Genomic DNA, 19,929 nt, shown 5'->3' on the forward strand with positions numbered 1-19,929 from the left:
ACCTTAGAGAAAACCCACTACAGTACAAGTTAGCCACTGCGCTTTAGCACAGTGCAAACTGCACCAAATAAGCGCATTTCGCCAACACTGAGCTGCTGATTAAAGCAACACATAGCGCGCTCAGCCCAGCTATAGTGCTAAATGCATTAGGCTGGAACAGCTTTTGCTACCCCCACCTTATTCCGAGCTAAAGGCAGACAGCAGTATCGTGGACAAAACGCCGTTATCAGTAATGTTGGTAGATGATGAAGCCGACCGCGCTTTGCTGGTAGAGCAGGCGTTGGCGCAGCATGGCTATCAGGTGGTGTGCCGGCTAACCAGCACTGCTGCGCTGCGCTACCACGTCGAGCGGCTGCAGCCAGACATTATTATTATTGATATGGACTCGCCCGATCGCGATACGCTGGAACATATGACGGTAATAAGCCAGCATAACCCACGGCCTATCGTATTTTTTGCCGGGCACGATGACAAACCCGACAGCATTAAGCTGGCCATTCAGGCAGGTGTCAGCGCCTATATTGTCGATGGCTTAACGGCAAAACGGGTCAAGCCGATTATCGACGTAGCGGTAGCACGTTTTAATGAGTTTCAGCAGTTACGCCAGCAGCTGCACAGCAGCCAGAACAAATTAGCAGAGCAGCAATTAATCGATAAAGCCAAGCGTTTACTGATGAAAAAGCAGCAAATGGACGAAGCCAAAGCCTTTAGCACCCTGCGCAAGCTGGCAATGGATCGGCAACAAAAAATGGCCGATGTCGCCAAAGATGTTATCGCTATTCTGGAGGCACTATGACCAGCTGTTATAAACCTGAGCAACACAGCCTGACCCTGGGCTTTGTACCCTTGCTGGACGCGGCGCCGCTTATCGTCGCCAAAGAGCTGGGATTGTTCGCCGCACAAGGGCTTAATGTGTCGCTGCAGCGCGAAGCGTCCTGGGCCAGTATCCGCGATAAAGTCGCCTTTGGCGTATTGGACGGCGCCCAGATGATAGCACCGTTGCCGCTGGCCTCCAGCTTAGGCTTAGGTGCGACAGCCGTGCCAATGACTACAGCGCTGGTACTGAGCAGTGGTGGCAATGCGATAACCTTATCAAAGCGCTTATTGCAGCAATTGGATCTGGACCCGACGCTACTACCCTGTCCGCTGGACAGCGGTAAGGCGCTGCAGCAGTATCTGGTACAACAACTTCAGCTACAATCAGCGCAGCAACCACTACGCCTGGCTACCGTATCGCCTTACTCCTGCCATCATTATCAGCTGCATTACTGGTTAAGCACCGCCGGCATCTGCGCCCGTCAGGTAGAGGTGATAGGCGTAGCCCCTGCAGCCATGGCGGCACAACTGGCCAGCGGCGCTATCGACGGCTTTTGTGTCGGTGAGCCGTGGAGCAGCCTGGCACAGTTAAGCGGCCACGGCAGCATTGTTACCAGTTGTGATCAACTGTGGCATAACTGGCAGGAAAAAGTGTTTGCCGTAAGCCAGCAATTTGCTAACAGCAAACCGCAGTGCTATCTGGCCTTACTTACTGCGCTGCTACAAGCCTGCTACTGGCTGCAGGACATCCAAAGCAATAGCGATAAAACCGCGCAGCTGTGGCACTGGCTGGCACAGCCGCAGTATTTAGCTCTGGCAGACAGTGGTTTAAACCACGCTAGCTTGTTTAACCCGGCGGTGCCGCAAGCGTTTTTTGGCGCAGCGCTTAATATGCCGTGGCGCTCGCAGGCTGCTTTTATCTTGCAGCAAATGCGCAACCTGCAGCAATGGCAAGGGCCGCTTAATCAGCCGCTGTTGCAACAGGTATACCGGCCGGATCTATACCGTCAAGTCGCTGCCAACTTAGGCTTTAGCGCCCCGGCAACCGACTGGCGGCTGGAAGGCGATGCCGGACCGGATGGTCACGGCAGCCGCTTTATTGATGGTATGTTGTTTGGTTTGCAGCAGTAGTTTTTTATACCGCAGCAGCAAGAGCCATGCTGGTGCAAATTGCACCGTTATTGTGCCTGAACACTGCAAGAACAAGTTACTGAAAAAGATTAAGCAACTGAAAATAAACATATTTTAAAACTGGCACGCTAGCTGCTTTGTTTTAGCAACGGGTTGCAATGAGGCAACCAGAAGAAAAAACCAGCTAACAAGCTAATGGCAAAGGCGCCATCTGGCTGTATCCGCAACAGGGTGCAGCCAGATGGCGTTTTTTTTTCGCCCTGCTTTTTTAATAGAAAAGGACAGCATAGATGACACAGCCGAATCGTAACAAACGCACCCGCCTGCTGTTGGCCCTCGGCTTAAGCCTGTGCCTGCCAGCATGGGCTGCCCCAGAAAAACCGGATTTAAAACTCGGTTTTATCAAGCTGACCGATATGGCACCGCTGGCGGTGGCACTGGAGCGGGGTTACTTTGAAGATGAAGGCCTGTATGTGCAGTTAGAAGCCCAGGCCAACTGGAAGGTGTTGCTGGACCGCGTGATAGACGGCCAGCTCGACGGCGCTCATATGCTGGCCGGTCAGGCCTTAGCCGCCAGCATCGGCATAGGCACACAAGCAGCAATGCAAACTGCTTTTGTGATGGATTTAAACGGTAATGCCTGCACCGTCAGCAACGCAGTATGGCAGCAAATTGCACCGCAGGTGGCGCGCAACAGCGATGGCAAACCGCAGTATCCGGTTACTGCAGAGGCGCTAAAACCGGTGCTTGCTAATAGCGCCAAGCAGGGTAAAAAGCTGCAGTTTGGTATGGTATTTCCGGTATCAAGCCATAACTATGAGCTACGTTACTGGCTGGCCGCCGGTGGCGTACACCCGGGCTTTTATGCGCCGGAACATGGCGATAACAGCGGCCAGCTAAAAGCCGATGTATTGCTCTCGGTTACGCCGCCACCGCAAATGCCGGCGACGATGGAAGCAGGCACCATCGATGGTTACTGCGTTGGCGAGCCATGGAACCAACAAGCGGTACTGCGTGATTTGGGCGTGCCCTTAGTCACGAATTACGACATTCACACTAACCTAGCAGAGAAAATTTTCGGCGTCAGCCAAAGCTGGGCAGAGCGTTACCCAGAAACGCACTTTCATCTGGTAAAAGCGCTGATCCGCGCCGGCCATTGGCTGGATGCCGATAACAACGCCAACCGCGCCGCGGCCGCCAAACTCATCTCGCAGCCGTTTTATGTTGGTGCTGACGAAAACGTTATCGCCAACAGCATGACCGGCGTCTTTGCCTATGAGCGCGACGATATCCGCGAAACGCCGGACTTTAATGTGTTTTTTCGCTACCACGCCACCTACCCCTACTACTCAGATGCGGTCTGGTATTTAAGCCAGATGCGGCGCTGGGGCCAAATCAGCGACGCCAAACCGGACAGCTGGTATCAGGATATTGCCAAACAGGTATTTCTGCCGGCGCTATACCAACGTGCTGCCAAAGCGCTGATTGCCGAAGGTAAGCTTTCCGCAGCTGATTTTCCTGATTTTAGCGTGGAAAGCGGCTACCGGCCAATCGATGCCACCCGCTTTATCGATGGCAAGCAATTTGATGCCACAGCACCAAATGCTTATTTGCAGCAATTTGCCATTGGCAAAAAAGATTAAACCTTTGCCAGCGGCAAAAAGATGAGAGGAGCCAGAACAATGAGCGCTATTCCAACACAATGGTCACGGGTGCAACGCTATCTCCCCGCCCAACAGCAACTGCAAAACTGGCTGAAACAAAGCCTGTTGTCGGCAGCCGGTATTGCCGTGTTTGTCCTGCTGTGGCAACTGCTGGCCAGCCAGATCACTACCTCGCTGGGCAGTTTTCCCGGCCCAGTACAGGTAGCGCAGCAATGGTCCGGTTTGGTAGCCGAACATAAAGCAGAAAAAACGCGCGAAGCAGCGTTTTATCAGCGCCAGCTGGAGCGTAATGCCGCCAGTTTAGCCGCTAACCCCGATGCGGTAATAACAGTACGGCCCTATAGCGGCCGACCGACCTTTTTCAGCCAGATTTTTACCAGCCTGTACACGGTGCTAACCGGCTTTGTGCTGGCTTCAATACTGGCAATACCGGCCGGTATTGTTATCGGCCTAAGCCCCAGGCTGTACAGCGCCTTTAACCCGCTGATCCAGCTATTTAAACCAGTATCGCCACTGGCCTGGCTGCCGCTGGTGACTATATTGGTTAGCGCACTGTATCAAAGCGAGCAGCCGCTGTTCGCGCGCTCGTTTTTGGTGTCGGTATTTACCGTTACGCTGTGCTCCTTGTGGCCTACTTTGCTTAACACCATTGTTGGCGTCAGTAATATCTCGCCCGACTTACAAAACGTCAGCCGCGTATTGCAGCTGAACTGGCTGACTCATGTGCGGCGCATTGTGCTGCCCTCGGCGGTGCCGATGATCTTTACCGGCCTGCGCTTATCACTGGGCATTGCCTGGATGGTGCTGATCGCCGCCGAGATGCTGGCGCAAAACCCCGGCCTGGGCAAATTTGTCTGGGATGAATTTCAAAACGGCTCGTCCGACTCGCTCAGCCGCATCTGCGTCGCCGTGCTGGTCATTGGCTTAATCGGCTATGCGCTGGATAGGCTGATGCTGCAACTGCAGCAGCGGGTGAACTGGGATAAAAGCGCCCAGCTTAGATAACGGACAACAGTTAAAGGAGATAAGCTATGCAAAAAGCCCATTTAGAACTTAGCCAGCTGGGTATCAGCTTCCCAACGCCAAAGGGCCCCTTTGTCGCGCTGCAAAATGTTAATCTGGATATCGGCAAAGGCGAATTTATCAGCCTGATTGGCCACTCCGGCTGCGGTAAATCAACGGTATTAAATCTGGTGGCCGGTTTGCTGCAGGCAAGCTCAGGGGGCGTTATTTTAAACCAGAAAGAAGTCAACGCGCCCGGGCCAGAGCGCGCGGTAGTATTTCAAAACCACTCGCTGCTGCCCTGGCTTAGCGTGTACCAGAATGTCGAGCTGGCAGTAAAGCAAGTGTTTCGCGGCCAGAAAAACAAAACCGAAATGCGCGATTGGATAGAGCACAACCTGGCACTAGTGCAAATGAGCCATGCCCGCGATAAGTGCCCGGCAGAGATTTCCGGCGGCATGAAGCAGCGCGTCGGCATTGCCCGCGCCTTAGCTATGCAGCCGCAGGTGCTGTTAATGGACGAACCCTTTGGCGCACTGGATGCACTCACCCGCGCCCATCTGCAAGACTCGCTGATGGAAATACAAGCCAGGCTGAATAACACTGTGATTATGATCACCCACGATGTCGATGAAGCGGTGCTGTTATCGGATCGCATTGTAATGATGACCAACGGCCCCTCCGCCACCATCGGCGAAATACTGCAAATTGAGCTGCCGCGGCCACGCAACCGCATTGCGCTGGCCGATTGCGCTACCTATAACCATTACCGCCACCAAGTGCTGAGCTTTTTGTATGAAAAGCAGCGAAAAGTGGAAGTATTGCCTAAAGCCGAGCCGGTAAAAGCGGCGGTAGCTACACCAGAGCTGTTGGCAGCACAGGAGAAACGGGCATGACAGAGGCAGAGCTGATTATTATCGGCAATGGCATGGCCTGTCAGCGCTTGCTGGCAGAGTTAGTGCAACAGCCGAACCGGCCAACAAAAATAGTGGTATTTGGCGCTGAAGCTAAACCGGCCTATAACCGTGTGTTGCTGTCCGGCCTGTTAAGCAATGAGCTGCCCGACAGCGCGGCTGAGCTGGCTAGCCCGGCTTGGTACACTAAACACAATATCGAGCTGATTTGTGACGATGCAGTGGTATTAATTGATCGTGAGCGCAAGTTAGTGATAAGCCGCCATGGCCGCTACCGCCGTTACCAGCAGTTAGTGCTGGCCTGTGGTGCCCTGCCGCTGACACCGGCTTATGCCAGGGAGAGTGCCAAAGAGAAGGCCAATGATAGCAGCGGCCAGTTAAAGCCTGGCCTTTGCCATTTTCGCAACTGGCAGGATTTAGCCACGCTGCGTCTGGCCGGCCAGCAATTGCAGCATGCGGTGGTGGTCGGCGGTGGTTTTCTTGGCCTGGAAGCGGCCGAAGGCCTGCGCAAGCTTGGCATGCAGGTCAGCCTGCTGCAGCGCGGTGCTTATTTGCTAAACCGCCAGCTTGACGCCACTGCCGCCACTTTATTGCAGCAACAACTTAGCGCGCGCGGTTTAAGCATTTTGACCAACAGTGAAATTGAGCGCCTGAATTATAAACATGGCCAATTGCAGTCGGTCAGGCTAACCAGTGGCCAGCAGTTAAAAGCCGATATCGTCGTGCTGGCACTGGGCATTCGCCCGAATATCAGCCTGGCACAGCAATCTGGCCTTAGCGTTAAACACGGCATCCTCGTTAACCGCAACTTACAAAGCTCAGACAGCGCCATTTATGCATTGGGCGAATGTATTGAGCTTAACGGCGAAACCTTTGGTTTAGTCGCGCCAATTAACACTCAGGCCAAACAGATGGCGCAAACATTGTGCAGCAAACCTGCAGCCTATTGCAGCGAACAGGCGACAACACAGCTGAAAATCAGCGGTATTGCGCTGAGCTCCTGTGGCGATATTGCCTCGCTCTGTGCCAAACCCGACAGCTTTGATGGCTGCACCGATTATCTCAATAGCGAGCTTAATGAATATCGCCGGCTCTGGTGGCGCGGGCCTTATTTAGTCGGCGCCGTGCTGTATGGCGATACCAGCCTGAGCCAACAACTCAGCCAGCTGATTACTCAGCAGCAGCCCTATCACGGCTGTCGCAGCAGCTTAGTGCTTGGCCGGGTCGAACAAGGCATAGCCGAACCGGGCATGGTCGACAGCGCCGAGACAGAGCCCGCCGCTGTCAGCCAACCACAACAACAAGACGCTGCCTAGGAGCACCATTATGACAACAAGCATCACAAAACAACTGCTGGTGATCGGCAATGGCATGGTTGGTCAGCATTTTATTGAGCAGTGGCTGGCTTTACAGCAAGAGAACAGCGACTGGCAACTCACGGTATTTGCCTTTGAGGACAGGCCCGCTTACGACAGAGTGCATTTATCCGATTACTTCAGCGATGGCAATGCCGGCAAACTGCAACTGGCCGCTGACAGCTTTTATAGCGATAACGACGTAACCTTAAAGCTGAACGAGCCGGTGCTGGCGATTGACCGCGCAGCCAAAACAGTCACTACCGCTAAGGCGCGCTACTTTTACGACAAGTTGGTACTGGCCACTGGCTCTTACCCCTTTGTACCGCAAATTGCCGGTAACGATAACGCCCACTGCCTGGTGTACCGTACCATTGCCGATCTGGAAGCGATCAGTGCCAGTAGCCTGGGCGCGCGGATTGGCGTGGTAATCGGTGGCGGCCTGCTGGGCCTCGAAGCGGCCAATGCGCTGAAGCTGCAAGGCTTAGAAGCCCATGTCGTGGAATTTGCGCCGCAATTAATGCCGGTGCAGCTTGATAAAGATGGCGGCGAGCTGCTACGCCGTAAAATTGAGCAGTTAGGCGTTAGTGTGCATACCGACAAAGCTACCAGCAGCATTACAGCAGGCACAGAGCAGCGCTTACAGCTTAACTTTGCTGATGGCAGCGTGCTGCAAAGCGATCTTATTGTGTTCTCCGCAGGCATTCGGCCGCAGGACCAGCTTGGCAAAGACGCCGGTTTAGAGCTGGGCGCGCGCGGCGGCATCGTTATCAACAATCAGTGCCAAAGCAGCGACAGCGATATCTATGCCATTGGCGAATGCGCACTATGGCAGGGCCAGTTATTTGGCCTGGTAGCGCCAGGTTATCAGATGGCGCGCACTGCCGCCGCGGTGCTGAGCGGCGATAACAGCCACAGCTTTACTGGCGCCGATATGTCGACCAAGCTGAAGCTGCTCGGTGTTGATGTTGGTTCCATTGGCGATGCGCATGGCCGCACGCCAGGCAGTATCAGCCTGCGTTATCGCAATGACTTGCTGGGCGAGTACCGTAAATTAGTGCTAAGCGCAGACGGCAAACAACTGCTGGGCGCAGTACTGGTGGGTGATAACAGCTATTACGACAGCTTATTGCAATATGCGCTGAACGGCATTGCTTTGCCTGCCGATCCACAAAGCCTGATCCTGCCGCAAAGCAGCGGCAAGGTGCTTTTGGGCCCAGCTGCCCTGCCCGCTACAGCCACGCTGTGCTCTTGTCATAATGTCAGCAAGGGCGCCATTTGTGCTGCGCTCGATAGCGGCGTGCGGGACTTAGCCGGCATCAAAAGTTGCACTAAAGCCGCCACCGGCTGTGGTGGCTGCGCGGCGCTGTTAAAAAGCGTGGTCGAGCACGAACTCAGCGAGCGCGGCGTAGCGGTAAGCACCGATCTGTGCGAGCACTTTAGCTACAGCCGCCAGCAGCTGTATCATCTGGTGCGGGTCGATGGCATTAAAACCTTTAATCAGCTGATACAACGCCATGGCCGTGGTCACGGCTGCGAGATCTGTAAACCCGCGGTGGCCTCTATTCTGGCCAGTTGCTGGAACGAGCCAGTGCTGGCCAAACCGCATGTTGCGCTGCAAGACACCAATGACACTTTTTTAGCCAATATGCAAAAAAACGGCACCTACTCGGTAGTGCCACGTATTGCCGGTGGTGAAATAACCCCAGCGATGCTGATAAGCATTGGCAAAGTGGCCGAGCAATATCAGCTGTATACCAAGATCACCGGCGGCCAGCGCATCGATTTATTTGGCGCTACCCTGGATCAGCTGCCGCTGATCTGGCAGCAGCTGATCGACGCCGGCTTTGAAACCGGCCATGCCTATGGCAAGTCGCTACGCACGGTAAAATCCTGTGTTGGCAGTACCTGGTGTCGTTACGGCGTGCAGGACAGTGTCAGCATGGCCATTTTGCTGGAGAACCGCTACAAGGGCGTGCGCGCGCCGCACAAAATTAAAATGGCCGTCTCCGGCTGCACCCGCGAATGCGCCGAAGCCCAAAGCAAAGACGTCGGCGTAATTGCCACTGAAAATGGCTGGAACCTGTATGTCTGCGGCAATGGCGGCATGAAACCGCGCCACGCTGACTTATTTGCTACCGACTTAAATGACGAGCAATTGCTGAGCTATGTCGACCGGCTGCTGATGTTTTATATCAAAACCGCCGACCGCCTGCAGCGCACCGCCACCTGGATGAATAACCTCGAAGGCGGCCTGGACTATCTGCGTGATGTCATTATTCACGATAGCTTAGGCCTTGGCGCAGAGCTTGAAGCGCAAATGCAGCTATTAATCAGCAACTACCAGTGCGAATGGCAAACCGTACTGGCCGATCCGTTACAGCGCGCCCGCTTTAAAAGCTATGTAAATGCCGCCGCCCCGGCGCGCAGCGAGTTTGGTTTTGTGCCCGAGCGCGGCCAGCTTATCCCCATCCGCCAACTTAATAATAAGGAGACCGACGTATGAACCAGCTAGCTTATGCCTTAGACAGTCAGCCCGGCGTACAACAGCAGCCGGTTTTATTGTGTCAGCAGCAAGACTTAGTACCGTTCTGTGGTGTAGCGGCACGGTTTGCAGAACATGCGATAGCGCTGTTTTATCTGCCCGGCCAGGAGGTCGAGTTGTATGGCGTTAGCCATATCGACCCGGCAACAGGCGCACCGGTTATCGCCCATGGCCTGCTGGGCGAAAGCAAAGGCGAGTTTTACATCGCCGCGCCGCTACACAAGCAGCAGTACCGGCTCAGCGATGGCCAGTGTTTAAGCGACAGCACGCTGAAATTGCAGGTTTTTGAAGTGCAGCTACAGCATGCCCAGGTATGGCTGCTACCCCCAACGGAGTAGTCAGACGCCCCTTAATGGCAATAACAATAAGGACGCAAAGCTTTTAAGCTTAACGACACAACACCGAGCAAGGCGCTCTAAAGCAGTATTGCACAGCCATACTGCCATGAGGCCTTTGCCGTGGCACTCTCGCCACCGGGTAAGTCTGGAAACGGCCTTACCTCCCCACTTGGAAAGGTGAATTATGTTAACTGACGCCTATGCGCGCCGCTATAGTTATTTGCGGCTGTCTGTCACTGAAAGCTGCAATTTTCGTTGCAGCTATTGCCTGCCTGACGGTAATGACTGCAACTCCCGTAGCGGCGAGCTTAACCTGACTGAAATTCGCCGCTTAGTCACCGCCTTTGCCAAACTCGGCACCCGTAAGGTACGAATTACCGGCGGCGAACCATCGCTGCGTAAAGACTTAACCGAAATTATCGCTACCTGCAAAGCCGTGCCCGGCATTGAAAAGGTGGCACTAACCACTAACGGCTATCGTTTAAAACGCGATGCGTTGGCGTGGCAGCAAGCCGGGCTGGATGCGGTGAATGTCAGTGTCGATAGCTTAGATGCTGATACCTTTCATCTGGTCACCGGCCAGGACAAGCTTGCCGATATTTTAGATGGCATAGCGCACGCTAAAGCCATTGGCATTAAGCAAGTGAAAATTAATACCGTGCTGTTAAAGCAGCACAATGCCTTGGCGCTGCCCGATTTTCTGCAGTTTATTCAACAGCAGGATATCGCGCTGCGTTTTATTGAATTGATGCGCACCGGCGATAATGCCGGCTTCTATCAGCGCCAGCATTTAAGTGGCGAGCATATTCAGCAGCAGCTGCTGGCACAAGGCTGGCAGCTAAACGCCAAAGCCAAAACCGACGGTCCGGCGCTGGAATATTCGCATGCCGGTTATCAGGGCCGGATTGGCCTGATTATGCCCTACAGCAAAGACTTTTGTGCCGATTGCAACCGGCTTAGGGTGTCAAGCAGCGGCGCGTTGTATTTATGCCTGTTTACCGACAGCCATCAGGACTTACGTAGCCTGCTGCAAAGCGATGACAGCGCGCCGTTAATGCGCTTTTTACAGCAAGCGGTGCAAGGTAAAGCCTTCAGCCATCAGCTGGCGCAGGATTACAGCGGCAGCACCCGGCATTTAGCCCAGATCGGTGGATAACAGGTGGCTAACATGAGTAGCAACAAACCCTTTAGCGCAGTGATTTTAGCCGGTGGTCAATCCAGCCGTATGGGCCAGGATAAAGCGCTGCTGCAACTTAATGGCCAAAGCTTACTGGCACATATGCAGCAACTGGCGCTGGATAGCGGTGCAGCTGAAGTTCTGATTAGCCGCAACCAACCGGGCTTTATTGCGGACAATGAGTCAACTCAGGCACAAGGACCTTTAGCAGGTATTTTAGCGGCATTACAACATTGCAGAAGTTCACAGTTACTGGTACTGCCTATTGATACACCACTGCTAAACCCAGCCAGCCTGCGGCAGTTATTGCAACAGGCCAATGCCAGTGCCAGTTACTTTAGCAATAGCCCGCTGCCTTGCGTATTGCCGGTAAATACCGCACTTAGCGCCCAAATTAGTGCACAACTGCAAAGCGGCCAGCGCTCGGTAAAAGCCCTGCTAACCATGCTCAATGCGGTAGCCCTGCCAGCGCCAACAACAGAATTACTCAATACCAATACACCAGCCGACTGGCAGCAATGTCTGGCAGTAGTTAATCACGGGAGCCTGTATGCCTAAGCCTGATTTAAGCCAGTTTTATCCGCTCAATATCGCAATCCTCACGGTATCGGACAGCCGCAGCAGCGCTAACGACAGCAAGAATGACAGCAGTGGCGACTTGCTCTGTGGGCTGTTGCAAAGCGCCGATCATCAGCTGGTTGACCGGGCATTACTGCCAAATAACAAATACCAGCTACGCGCTACGCTAAGCCAATGGATCGCAAGCGATACCATTCAGGTAGTGCTGATTAATGGCGGCACCGGTTTTCATCACACTAACTGTACCGTGGAAGCGCTAATGCCTTTACTCGACACCCAGGTACCGGGCTTTGGTGAGCTGTTTCGCCAGTTATCGTTTAACCAGTTAGGCTCAGCTGCGCTGCAATCCGGCGCAGTAGCTGGCCTTGCTAATGGCACGCTGATCTTTGCCATGCCAGGCTCCGGCGGCGCCTGCACCCTTGCGATGCAGCAGCTGATTTTACCGCAATTAGATAGCAAAACCGGGCCCTGCAACTTTGTAGCCCATGTAAAAAACAGCCCAAGCCAAAGCTGTGGAGCTTAAGATGACAGCAACCCTTAGCCATTTGGAACTAACGCATCTAGATCAGAGCGGCGCTGCGGCGATGGTCGATGTTAGCGCCAAGCCAAACACCACCCGGCTGGCCCGCGCCGGCGCCTTAGTGCAAACCACGCCTGAAGTGATTGAGTTAATTGCCCGGGCATTGCTGAAAAAAGGCGATGTACTGGCCACCGCCCGCATTGCCGGCATTATGGCAGCGAAAAAAACCAGCGAGCTTATTCCGCTGTGTCATCCACTGATGCTGAGCAAGGTATCGGTCGATTTTCAGCTGTTGCCAGAGCAAGGCCAAATTCAGATAGAAAGCTGCTGTGTGCTTAGCGGCTGCACCGGCGTGGAGATGGAGGCACTCACTGCCGCCTCGGTGGCCGCCTTAACCATTTACGATATGTGCAAAGCGGTGGATAAAGCGATGATTATCAGCGATATCCGCCTGCTGGAGAAAACCGGCGGCAAGTCCGGGCATTACCTTGTGGAGGCTGAACAATGAATTCGCCTGTGACTCTGCGATTGGTATGCCCTTTGGGCTCGCCACAGCGTCGTTACGGGCACATCCTGCCCTCCACGCGTGCGGGCCAGCTTGCGCTGACCAAATTCGTTCCCGACGAATTTTTTGCCCGCCTTCGCTATTCGCAAAAAGGGTCTGTGGCGCCCCAAAGCACACACCAATCTTCGCCGAACCAGCGCAGTAGTAATCCAAGTAACAATAAACACAGCTTCAACCGGAGGCAGTATGATTAAAATTCTGTTTTTCGCCGCGCTGCGTGAGCGGCTTGATTGCGAACAATACCTGCTTAGTTGCGATGGCAAAATGTTGCAGGTGGCCGACGTACTGCAGCAACTGCAAAGCCGTTGCCAAAACTGGCAGCAGGAACTTAGCCGCACCGATTTGCTCTGCGCCGTAAACCAGCACCTGGTGCCGTTAACGGCCAGCGTGCAGGATGGCGATGAGCTGGCGTTTTTCCCGCCGGTAACCGGTGGCTAGCAGGGATGAAGGATATGAGTATCTTTGTTGCTGTACAAAGCGATGATTTTTGTGTCGCCAGTGAGTACGACGAGCTGCGCCGTCACTCAGCCTGTGGCGCTGTCGTCACCTTTAGCGGCCTGGTACGTGAGCTAAGCGATAACACCCTGCACAGCATGACGCTGGAACACTACCCCGGCATGACCGAGCAAGCCCTTATCGCTATTGCTCAGCAAGCACAGAGCCGCTGGCAGCTTGGCGCGGTGCATATTATTCACCGCGTTGGCACGCTTAAACCGAATGAGCAGATTGTGTTTGTTGGCATTGCCAGCGCGCATCGCGCGGCGGCCTTTGCCGCCTGCGAATTTATTATGGATTACCTGAAAAACCGCGCGCCGTTCTGGAAAAAAGAACACACCGCCAGCGGTGATTACTGGGTCGGGGCCAAAGCCAGCGACCAGCAAGCGCTGGCACGCTGGGAGTAACCTATGATCCGGAGTGTATTGCTGCTTTGCTTTGCCTGCGCCCTACCTGTTTATGCTAGCGAAAAACTGACTATCGCAGCGGCATCAGACTTACGTTATGCGCTGGATGAAATCAGCACACTGTTTCGCCAGCGACAGCCGACACTGGCGCTAAATATTGTCTATGGCGCCAGCGGCAAACTCAGTACGCAAATCCGCCATGGCGCACCTTTTGATATGTTTTTCTCGGCCGATAGTAGCTTCCCGGCACAGCTGTATCAGGATAGCCTGACAGCCACTGCGCCACAGCTTTATGCACTGGGGCATCTGGTATTGTGGAGCCCACGGCGGAATATGGCCGGTATCAGGCTAAGCCAGCTCGCCGAACTGAGCTTTAGCCGCCTGGCCATCGCCCAACCGGCCCATGCGCCGTATGGCCAGCGCGCCAAACAAGCGCTGCAGGCTGCTGGCGTCTGGCAGGCGCTAGAAGCAAAAGTGGTTTACGGTGAAAACATTGCTCAAACCGCGCAACTAGCGCAAAGTGGCGGCGCTGACATCGCCATTATTGCGCTGTCGCTGGCCAAGTCTCCTATGCTTGCCAGCCAGGGCTATCAGCTAATACCAGCAGAGCTGCATCAACCGCTGCTGCAGGCGTATGTCATAACCCGTCATGGTGCTGATAACCACAATGCCAGGCTGTTTAGCGCCTTTATGGCCAGTGCTGACGTGCTAAATATAATGCAGCGCTATGGCTTCGAACTTCCGGCCAGTCAACCGCAAAGCAGGCAGGAGTAACACTATGCCCGAGCTTTTAGCCGCACTAAGCCCACAAGACTGGCAAGCCATTCTGTTAACTTTAAAGTTGTGTTTATACACCACACTTATTTTATTGCTGCTGGGTACACCGCTGGCCTGGTGGTTATCACTGAGCCACAGCAAGCTACGCACCGCTGTTCAGGCAATAGTGGCACTGCCGTTGGTACTACCGCCAACCGTGCTGGGGTTTTATTTATTGTTACTGCTGGGGCCGCATGGCGTTGTCGGTGGCGCTTTAGAGCAACTGGGGCTTAATCATCTGGCGTTTAGCTTTAGCGGTATTTTAATCGGTTCGGTGATTTACTCATTGCCGTTTACCGTGCAACCACTGCTGGAAAGCTTTCGCCGCATGGGACCAAGGCCGCTGGAAGTGGCCGCTACCTTAGGCGCCGGCAAACTGGATCAGCTGTTTAGCGTGGTACTGCCATTATGCCGCGGCGGTTTTATCATCGCCGCCACCTTAACCTTTGCCCATACGCTGGGCGAATTTGGCGTGATCTTAATGCTCGGCGGCAGCATCCCCGGTGAAACTCAGGTGTTATCGGTGCTGATTTACGACCACACTGAAGCGATGAACTACGCCCAGGCACAGCAGTTATCACTGGGCTTGGTTATCAGCGCCTTTGCCGTGTTGTTTATTGTCTATGGCTTAAATCGCCGCTTTGAGCGCGAGGCCGCCCTGTGATGAACAATGTAATCAGCCTGTTTCATCGCACAGCGCGCCAGGGCAAACCGACACTGGCAGCCGGGCAGCGGGCGGTTCCACCAGCTCCGGCTGCTCCATCAGTCCCGGCAGCCCCGGAAAGCGCCGGTTTAACCCTGGCGTTAACTATTCAGCGCGGTGATTTTAGCCTGCAGATTAACAACACCTTGCCGCTGCAGGGCGTAACGGCGTTATTTGGCCGCTCCGGCTGTGGCAAAACCACCTTGCTGCGCGCTATTGCCGGGCTGGATCGCCATGCCGGTGCCACAGTGCAATGTGGCGCCGCCATATGGCAGCAAGGCAGCCACTTTGTGCCGGTGCATCAGCGCCGTATTGGCATGGTGTTTCAGGAAAGCAGTTTATTGCCGCACTTAACAGTTGCACAAAACCTGCTGTATGGCTTTAACCGGCTGGCAAAGCACACGCCAATACAGCTGCAACCAGAGCAGGTGATGCAGTTACTGGAGCTGACGCCGTTATTGCAGCAAGCACCAGAGCAATTATCCGGCGGCCAGCGCCAGCGCGTGGCGCTGGGCCGCGCCCTGCTAAGCCAGCCGCAGTTACTGTTGCTGGATGAGCCGTTGGCATCGTTGGATCAGCAAAGCCGCAGCGAGATTTTGCCGTTTTTACAACGTATTGCCAGCCAAACCGGCATTCCGATGCTGCTGGTCAGCCATCAGCTGGATGACGTGGTGAAATTAGCCGATAACCTGGTACTAATGCAGCACGGCGGCATTCACAGCCAGGGCCCGCTGCAACAGCAATTATTACAGCCCGAACTGGCCGCTATCGGCGCAATGTCGCTGCTGCATGCCAAAAGCAGCGGCAGTAAACACCACCTGCTGCAACTAAGTATCGGCCAGCAGCAGTTGCAGCTGCCAGCTCCACTACATGCCGACACAGCAAGCTATTCCCCCACCTCATACCGCTTACGTATTCAGGCGCGCGATGTGGCGCTTAGCCTAACACCGCTTAACGACAGCTCGGTCAGTAATCAGTTACAAGTCAGCATTAGCGGCATAAACCCTGCACCCCACCCGGCCGAAACCCTGGTGCAGCTGACACTGGAAGGCCAGCCACTGCAGGCACTGCTAACCAAACAATCGGTTGAACGGCTGGAGTTACAGATTGGCCAGCAGGTTTATGCACAGATCAAAGCAGTGGCTCTGGATTAAGCCAGGTTTACTATTTGTAAACCCTGCACTATACTATGCCTAGTTTACAATAAGTAAACCACAACGGATGTGATACATGCACGTAGTTAAACGTGAGCCGTTTGAAACGGCAAAACTGTTGTACCCGAATTGCGCCGATGCGCTTGATGCTACTTTTAAAGCACTTAAACGCAGCGACGCGAAAACACCGGAAGAGTTACGTCAGGTGTTTCCATCGTTGGACAATTTTAAGTACGTCGATAGATGGTACGTTATCGACATTGGCGGTAATAAGTTGCGCTTGATAGCCTTTCTGGAATTTGTCGGTGGTAAGTGCTTTATCAAGCATATTGTCACCCACAAAGAGTATAACCGGATTACGGCACAGTATCGCAACCAAAGCAGGAATTAAGGAGCAGACCATGTTAGATGTTCAGGCAATGAAGTCCTTATCGCAGCAGATCACTCAGGTTATGCCTTGGGTTCAGGGCATTAATTCTGAGCAGCAATATGACGAACTGCTGGCGTTAATGGATGAACTGGTTGAAGACTACGATGCGAATCAGCTGCTGATAGACTTGCTGTTTCCGGTGCTGCAAGACTACGAAGAAACCGCAGAGCGGTTTAAGGTGTTTAATCAGCGGATGGAAACCTTAGACCCGGGCATTGCCATGCTGCGGCTGCTGATCGATCAGCACGGTCTTACGCAAAGTGATTTTCAGCAGGAAATAGGCGGTAAATCGCTGGTATCGCAAATACTAAGTGGCAAGCGCTCGCTAACGCTCGGCCATATCCGCGCTTTATCCAAGCGGTTTGGTATACCAGCGGCGATGTTTGTTTGATTGATTGCTTCCAAGCACATTTAAGAGCCAGTCAATAAAATGCAAGATTAAAGACCGGACCCCGACTCTACTTGGGACATATGCAATGCGAGCATTAGTCAAGATAAACCGGATAGTATAGAATACTTGCTTAAGTTGTCGGCTGTAGTGAAAGCGATAGAAAAAGAGTTTTACTAAGGCCAATTGGAGTTCAATGCAAATAGCAAGGTGCAGTAGTTATATAAGGCTGAAATTTGCGGTTCACCACGTAACCTACTACTAAACATATATATAAAATCTACTGAGAAGATCAGAATGGATAAAAGTGGCTCTAAATCAAACGTCAGTACAATAGCGGAAGAAAATTCCGCTATTGCGAGCCAGTTACGGAAATGATGCTGATGCAGCAAAGGCGCCCGCTTCTATAGAAACCAGCGCCGCCACATCACATCATTCAGTGGTTGAGACACTTTGCGAGGTATTTTTTAGCGGCTAAATTTTTGGCTTTAACATAAAAGCCCGCAGTTGTTACTTAGGGCATTTGGGGCGGAGCTAACAGCAACTATTCGCTGTTAGCTTAATTAGCTAAGGCTCCTTTACCGCACACGGGGCTAAATAACGGCTTTTACACCATTGCGCTGGATAATAGACAATAAACGCAGCGCAGCGCCTTGTGGCTTGGATTTACCTTGCTCCCACTTCTGCACACTTTCACTGCTCATATTCAAAATGGTAGCCAACACGCCCTGGCTAATGCCTTCCCGTATCCGTAAAGTCCGGATATCTTCCGCACTCATTTGCGGCGGTTTTGCCTGCTCTGTCAGCGCATTGATTTGCCGCATTGTGACTTTATCGATGGTGCCCGTTTGATGAAAACGTTCTGCCATCTGCTGAATTCTTTCAAGTCTATTATCTTTCACTGACGACCTCTATTAATAAACCTGCCTGTATATCTTTTTGTATCTGTTGCTCATTTGCTGCCAATAAGCTGCGACCAACTAAGCGGTAAACATCCAAAAGCTTGTCGGGAATTTCTTTTCCCGTTTTACTGACATCAGCTTTGCGCCACCCATCTATAAAATAAATTCTGTCATCCCGTTTCAACGCAATAATACTGCGGTTAGCATCCCGTTTACTGATCCCCTTTGCGCCAATGCGTTTTTTCAATACACCACCAAGATCCGCATCAAATAAACCGCTATTCACTTCGGCAGCGACTTGCATAATATCTGCGTTTGATAGCAGCGTTTTTGACATGAATTTTGCAAAATCATCCGTGATAAAAACCCGCATCTGGCCTCCGACATGTGGTAAAGAGTACTATAGTTTGACTATTTTGACCAGTAAGACTTATGACTGAGAAGCTGTATGACCTGGCGGAGCAGGCTGTACTTCAGACGTCATTGTCTCGTTATTTTGGTTAATTTAGAGTTAACGAAACATTTAGTATAGCGGCTCATCAGTACAGTGGCGTAAGAAACGCCGCGTCATCCATTTGGCATCGCAGGCGCAGCTTCAAGATAAAGAATTTGAGGGGTAGGACAAGATTAAACCTGCCCCTGCAATCGCTTTAGTCACGATAAGTGAATTGGCGACATTGTGTACAGGGCGTCTAAAGCTAACTCTGAACTGGTGTTTACTGCGCCAATAGTTTAAGTAACCGCTCTTTTCGGGCAAGGTAAACGTCATAACCATCATAGCCCTGCGCCGATAACGCGAGCGCTTTGTTGACCTGTGCGAGTGACTCTTCGTACCGCTCGCCCTGCTCGTAGCCGTAAGCCAGACCGTTGTAGGCGTCTGGTTTGTCGGGATAAAGCGTTATGCCGTATTTAAACAGCGTAATCGCTTGTTCAAGATTGCCGCTATTGACGAAGTGGTAACCCAGCTCGCGTACCAGCCATTCCGGCGGCGAAGTTTGTTCGCCATATTGCTGTGATAGCCGGTTGTAATAATCGACAATAGATTGGGTGTCGCCGGTAAAGGCGCGCAGCGGCATGCGTAACGGTAAGAACAGATTATGATAGGCATTAAAAATGCCCGCAACTGATGTTAAGCCGTGCGGCACAGTGTCGAACTCATCACTGATAAAGGTTAAGCCGTTGGGCGTATTGGACGCAATGAAGCTGTGCAAATCGTCATAGCGCTGTCGCATAAAGCCGCTTTCTTCACCAATGTTCATATATAAATAGTTGTCTAAGGTTTTTGTGTTAGCCATAAAGGCTTTTGTGCTTTCTGCCGTTGCGCCGTGATTCCACCATACGGCTGCACTGTAGGCTAAATGCGCCTGAAACAGCTCTGGTTTGGTTTGCAAAGCATAAAGTACAAATACGCCGCCGGCAGACGCCCCGGCAATAACTTTATAGTTATGCGTACGGTATTTATTATTCACAAAAGGGATAAGTTCGTTTTCTATAAAGGTTAAGAACTTTGGCGCGCCACCGCCGATGCCGATTGGGCCCTGTGGCTCTTGATTGACGGTTGGAAATAAATCTCTCTGCCTGTCGGTATTTTCAATTGCAACAATGATCACTTCCGGCGCAGCGCTTGCTTCTTGCAGTTTTTCTAAAACCGCCGTAATTAGCGGGATATTGCCTTTACCATCCAGCCGATAGATAACTGGATACTTTTTGTTGGGCGTGGATGCATAGCTTTTGGGAAGTTGTACTGTAATAGTTCGGTTTTCATTGAGCACGGCAGAGTGCAGTGTCTCTGTCAGCAGTGTGTAGTCACCGCTGGTTGCAGGTACCTGCTGCGCGACAGCAGATGACGTCATCACTGAAAAAACGATAAACGCAGCGATGCTTTTGGCAATATTCCTTTTTGTCATTATTGTTCCATTTATTTCAATATTTTTCATGACGTTAACATACAAGCCAATATATTGAAGTACTGAATAATTCAGCCCTCTGCACGGAAGAAGTCATTATCTTGCTCTGCAGCTTGCTTGC

Annotated in this window: 22 protein-coding genes and 1 riboswitch; of the genes, 19 read left to right on the top strand and 3 right to left on the bottom strand. The window is 52.7% G+C overall.

Features of this window, described 5'->3' with window-relative positions:
* The first annotated feature begins 163 nt into the window (after positions 1 to 163).
* From I4W93_RS09250 to I4W93_RS09340, 19 genes are all read left to right on the top strand, one after another.
* Positions 164 to 796, top strand: a complete 633-nt coding sequence (locus tag I4W93_RS09250; RefSeq protein ID WP_205311210.1) for an ANTAR domain-containing response regulator — start codon at positions 164 to 166, stop codon at positions 794 to 796.
* On the top strand, positions 793 to 1,947 hold the full coding sequence (locus I4W93_RS09255; protein ID WP_205311209.1) for a CmpA/NrtA family ABC transporter substrate-binding protein: 1,155 nt from the start codon (positions 793 to 795) through the stop codon (positions 1,945 to 1,947). The genes I4W93_RS09250 and I4W93_RS09255 overlap by 4 nt, the downstream gene beginning before the upstream one ends.
* Before the next feature lie 290 nt (positions 1,948 to 2,237).
* Positions 2,238 to 3,590: a CmpA/NrtA family ABC transporter substrate-binding protein gene (locus I4W93_RS09260; RefSeq protein WP_205311208.1), complete on the top strand. Its 1,353-nt coding sequence runs from the start codon at positions 2,238 to 2,240 to the stop codon at positions 3,588 to 3,590.
* 39 nt (positions 3,591 to 3,629) lie between these two features.
* Positions 3,630 to 4,616, top strand: coding sequence for an ABC transporter permease (locus I4W93_RS09265; protein WP_205311207.1), 987 nt, complete (start codon positions 3,630 to 3,632; stop codon positions 4,614 to 4,616).
* A gap of 26 nt (positions 4,617 to 4,642) precedes the next feature.
* Complete coding sequence (locus I4W93_RS09270) at positions 4,643 to 5,509, top strand: ABC transporter ATP-binding protein (RefSeq protein WP_205311206.1); 867 nt, start codon at positions 4,643 to 4,645, stop codon at positions 5,507 to 5,509.
* On the top strand, positions 5,506 to 6,843 hold the full coding sequence (locus I4W93_RS09275; RefSeq protein ID WP_205311205.1) for an NAD(P)/FAD-dependent oxidoreductase: 1,338 nt from the start codon (positions 5,506 to 5,508) through the stop codon (positions 6,841 to 6,843). Before I4W93_RS09270 ends, I4W93_RS09275 begins: the two co-directional genes overlap by 4 nt.
* 10 nt (positions 6,844 to 6,853) lie before the next feature.
* Entirely contained in the window at positions 6,854 to 9,388 is a 2,535-nt protein-coding gene (gene nirB, locus I4W93_RS09280; RefSeq protein ID WP_205311204.1) for a nitrite reductase large subunit NirB, read from the top strand.
* Positions 9,385 to 9,765: a nitrite reductase small subunit NirD gene (gene nirD / locus I4W93_RS09285; RefSeq protein WP_205311203.1), complete on the top strand. Its 381-nt coding sequence runs from the start codon at positions 9,385 to 9,387 to the stop codon at positions 9,763 to 9,765. The genes nirB and nirD overlap by 4 nt, the downstream gene beginning before the upstream one ends.
* A gap of 49 nt (positions 9,766 to 9,814) precedes the next feature.
* Positions 9,815 to 9,961, top strand: a riboswitch (molybdenum cofactor riboswitch).
* A complete protein-coding gene (moaA, locus tag I4W93_RS09290; RefSeq protein WP_205311202.1) occupies positions 9,950 to 10,921 on the top strand; it encodes a GTP 3',8-cyclase MoaA in 972 nt (323 codons plus the stop codon). (Overlaps the previous riboswitch by 12 nt.)
* Positions 10,922 to 10,933: 12 nt before the next feature.
* Entirely contained in the window at positions 10,934 to 11,500 is a 567-nt protein-coding gene (gene mobA, locus I4W93_RS09295; protein ID WP_205311201.1) for a molybdenum cofactor guanylyltransferase, read from the top strand.
* Positions 11,493 to 12,044: a molybdenum cofactor synthesis domain-containing protein gene (locus tag I4W93_RS09300; RefSeq protein WP_205311200.1), complete on the top strand. Its 552-nt coding sequence runs from the start codon at positions 11,493 to 11,495 to the stop codon at positions 12,042 to 12,044. The genes mobA and I4W93_RS09300 overlap by 8 nt, the downstream gene beginning before the upstream one ends.
* Before the next feature lies 1 nt (position 12,045).
* The gene (gene moaC, locus I4W93_RS09305) at positions 12,046 to 12,549 is read left to right on the top strand and encodes a cyclic pyranopterin monophosphate synthase MoaC (protein WP_205311199.1); all 504 of its coding nucleotides are present in this window, start codon (positions 12,046 to 12,048) and stop codon (positions 12,547 to 12,549) included.
* A 243-nt stretch (positions 12,550 to 12,792) separates the two neighbouring features.
* Positions 12,793 to 13,044, top strand: a complete 252-nt coding sequence (locus tag I4W93_RS09310; RefSeq protein ID WP_205311198.1) for a MoaD/ThiS family protein — start codon at positions 12,793 to 12,795, stop codon at positions 13,042 to 13,044.
* Positions 13,045 to 13,058: 14 nt separating this feature from the next.
* Entirely contained in the window at positions 13,059 to 13,508 is a 450-nt protein-coding gene (gene moaE / locus I4W93_RS09315; protein ID WP_205311197.1) for a molybdopterin synthase catalytic subunit MoaE, read from the top strand.
* 3 nt (positions 13,509 to 13,511) lie between these two features.
* The gene (modA, locus tag I4W93_RS09320; protein ID WP_205311196.1) at positions 13,512 to 14,282 is read left to right on the top strand and encodes a molybdate ABC transporter substrate-binding protein; all 771 of its coding nucleotides are present in this window, start codon (positions 13,512 to 13,514) and stop codon (positions 14,280 to 14,282) included.
* A gap of 4 nt (positions 14,283 to 14,286) precedes the next feature.
* Positions 14,287 to 14,988 carry a molybdate ABC transporter permease subunit gene (modB, locus tag I4W93_RS09325; protein ID WP_205311195.1) on the top strand — a complete coding sequence of 234 codons (702 nt, stop codon included), beginning with the start codon at positions 14,287 to 14,289 and terminating at the stop codon, positions 14,986 to 14,988.
* Positions 14,988 to 16,181, top strand: coding sequence for a molybdenum ABC transporter ATP-binding protein (gene modC, locus I4W93_RS09330; RefSeq protein WP_205311194.1), 1,194 nt, complete (start codon positions 14,988 to 14,990; stop codon positions 16,179 to 16,181). The genes modB and modC overlap by 1 nt, the downstream gene beginning before the upstream one ends.
* Positions 16,182 to 16,257: 76 nt before the next feature.
* Positions 16,258 to 16,572, top strand: coding sequence for a type II toxin-antitoxin system HigB family toxin (locus tag I4W93_RS09335; protein ID WP_205311193.1), 315 nt, complete (start codon positions 16,258 to 16,260; stop codon positions 16,570 to 16,572).
* Between the two features lie 10 nt (positions 16,573 to 16,582).
* On the top strand, positions 16,583 to 17,002 hold the full coding sequence (locus I4W93_RS09340; protein WP_224673358.1) for a helix-turn-helix domain-containing protein: 420 nt from the start codon (positions 16,583 to 16,585) through the stop codon (positions 17,000 to 17,002).
* A 590-nt stretch (positions 17,003 to 17,592) separates the two neighbouring features.
* Here I4W93_RS09340 and I4W93_RS09345 read toward each other — a convergent pair.
* From I4W93_RS09345 to I4W93_RS09355, 3 genes are all read right to left on the bottom strand, one after another.
* The gene (locus tag I4W93_RS09345) at positions 17,593 to 17,901 is read right to left on the bottom strand and encodes a helix-turn-helix domain-containing protein (RefSeq protein WP_224673359.1); all 309 of its coding nucleotides are present in this window, start codon (positions 17,899 to 17,901) and stop codon (positions 17,593 to 17,595) included.
* A complete protein-coding gene (locus I4W93_RS09350) occupies positions 17,891 to 18,274 on the bottom strand; it encodes a type II toxin-antitoxin system RelE/ParE family toxin (protein ID WP_205311191.1) in 384 nt (127 codons plus the stop codon). Before I4W93_RS09350 ends, I4W93_RS09345 begins: the two co-directional genes overlap by 11 nt.
* A 343-nt stretch (positions 18,275 to 18,617) precedes the next feature.
* The gene (locus I4W93_RS09355) at positions 18,618 to 19,808 is read right to left on the bottom strand and encodes an alpha/beta hydrolase-fold protein (protein ID WP_224673360.1); all 1,191 of its coding nucleotides are present in this window, start codon (positions 19,806 to 19,808) and stop codon (positions 18,618 to 18,620) included.
* Between the last annotated feature and the right edge of the window lie 121 nt (positions 19,809 to 19,929).

The organism is Rheinheimera maricola, from assembly GCF_016918075.2.
In the GTDB taxonomy this organism is placed as follows: Bacteria; Pseudomonadota; Gammaproteobacteria; order Enterobacterales; family Alteromonadaceae; genus Alishewanella; species Alishewanella maricola_A.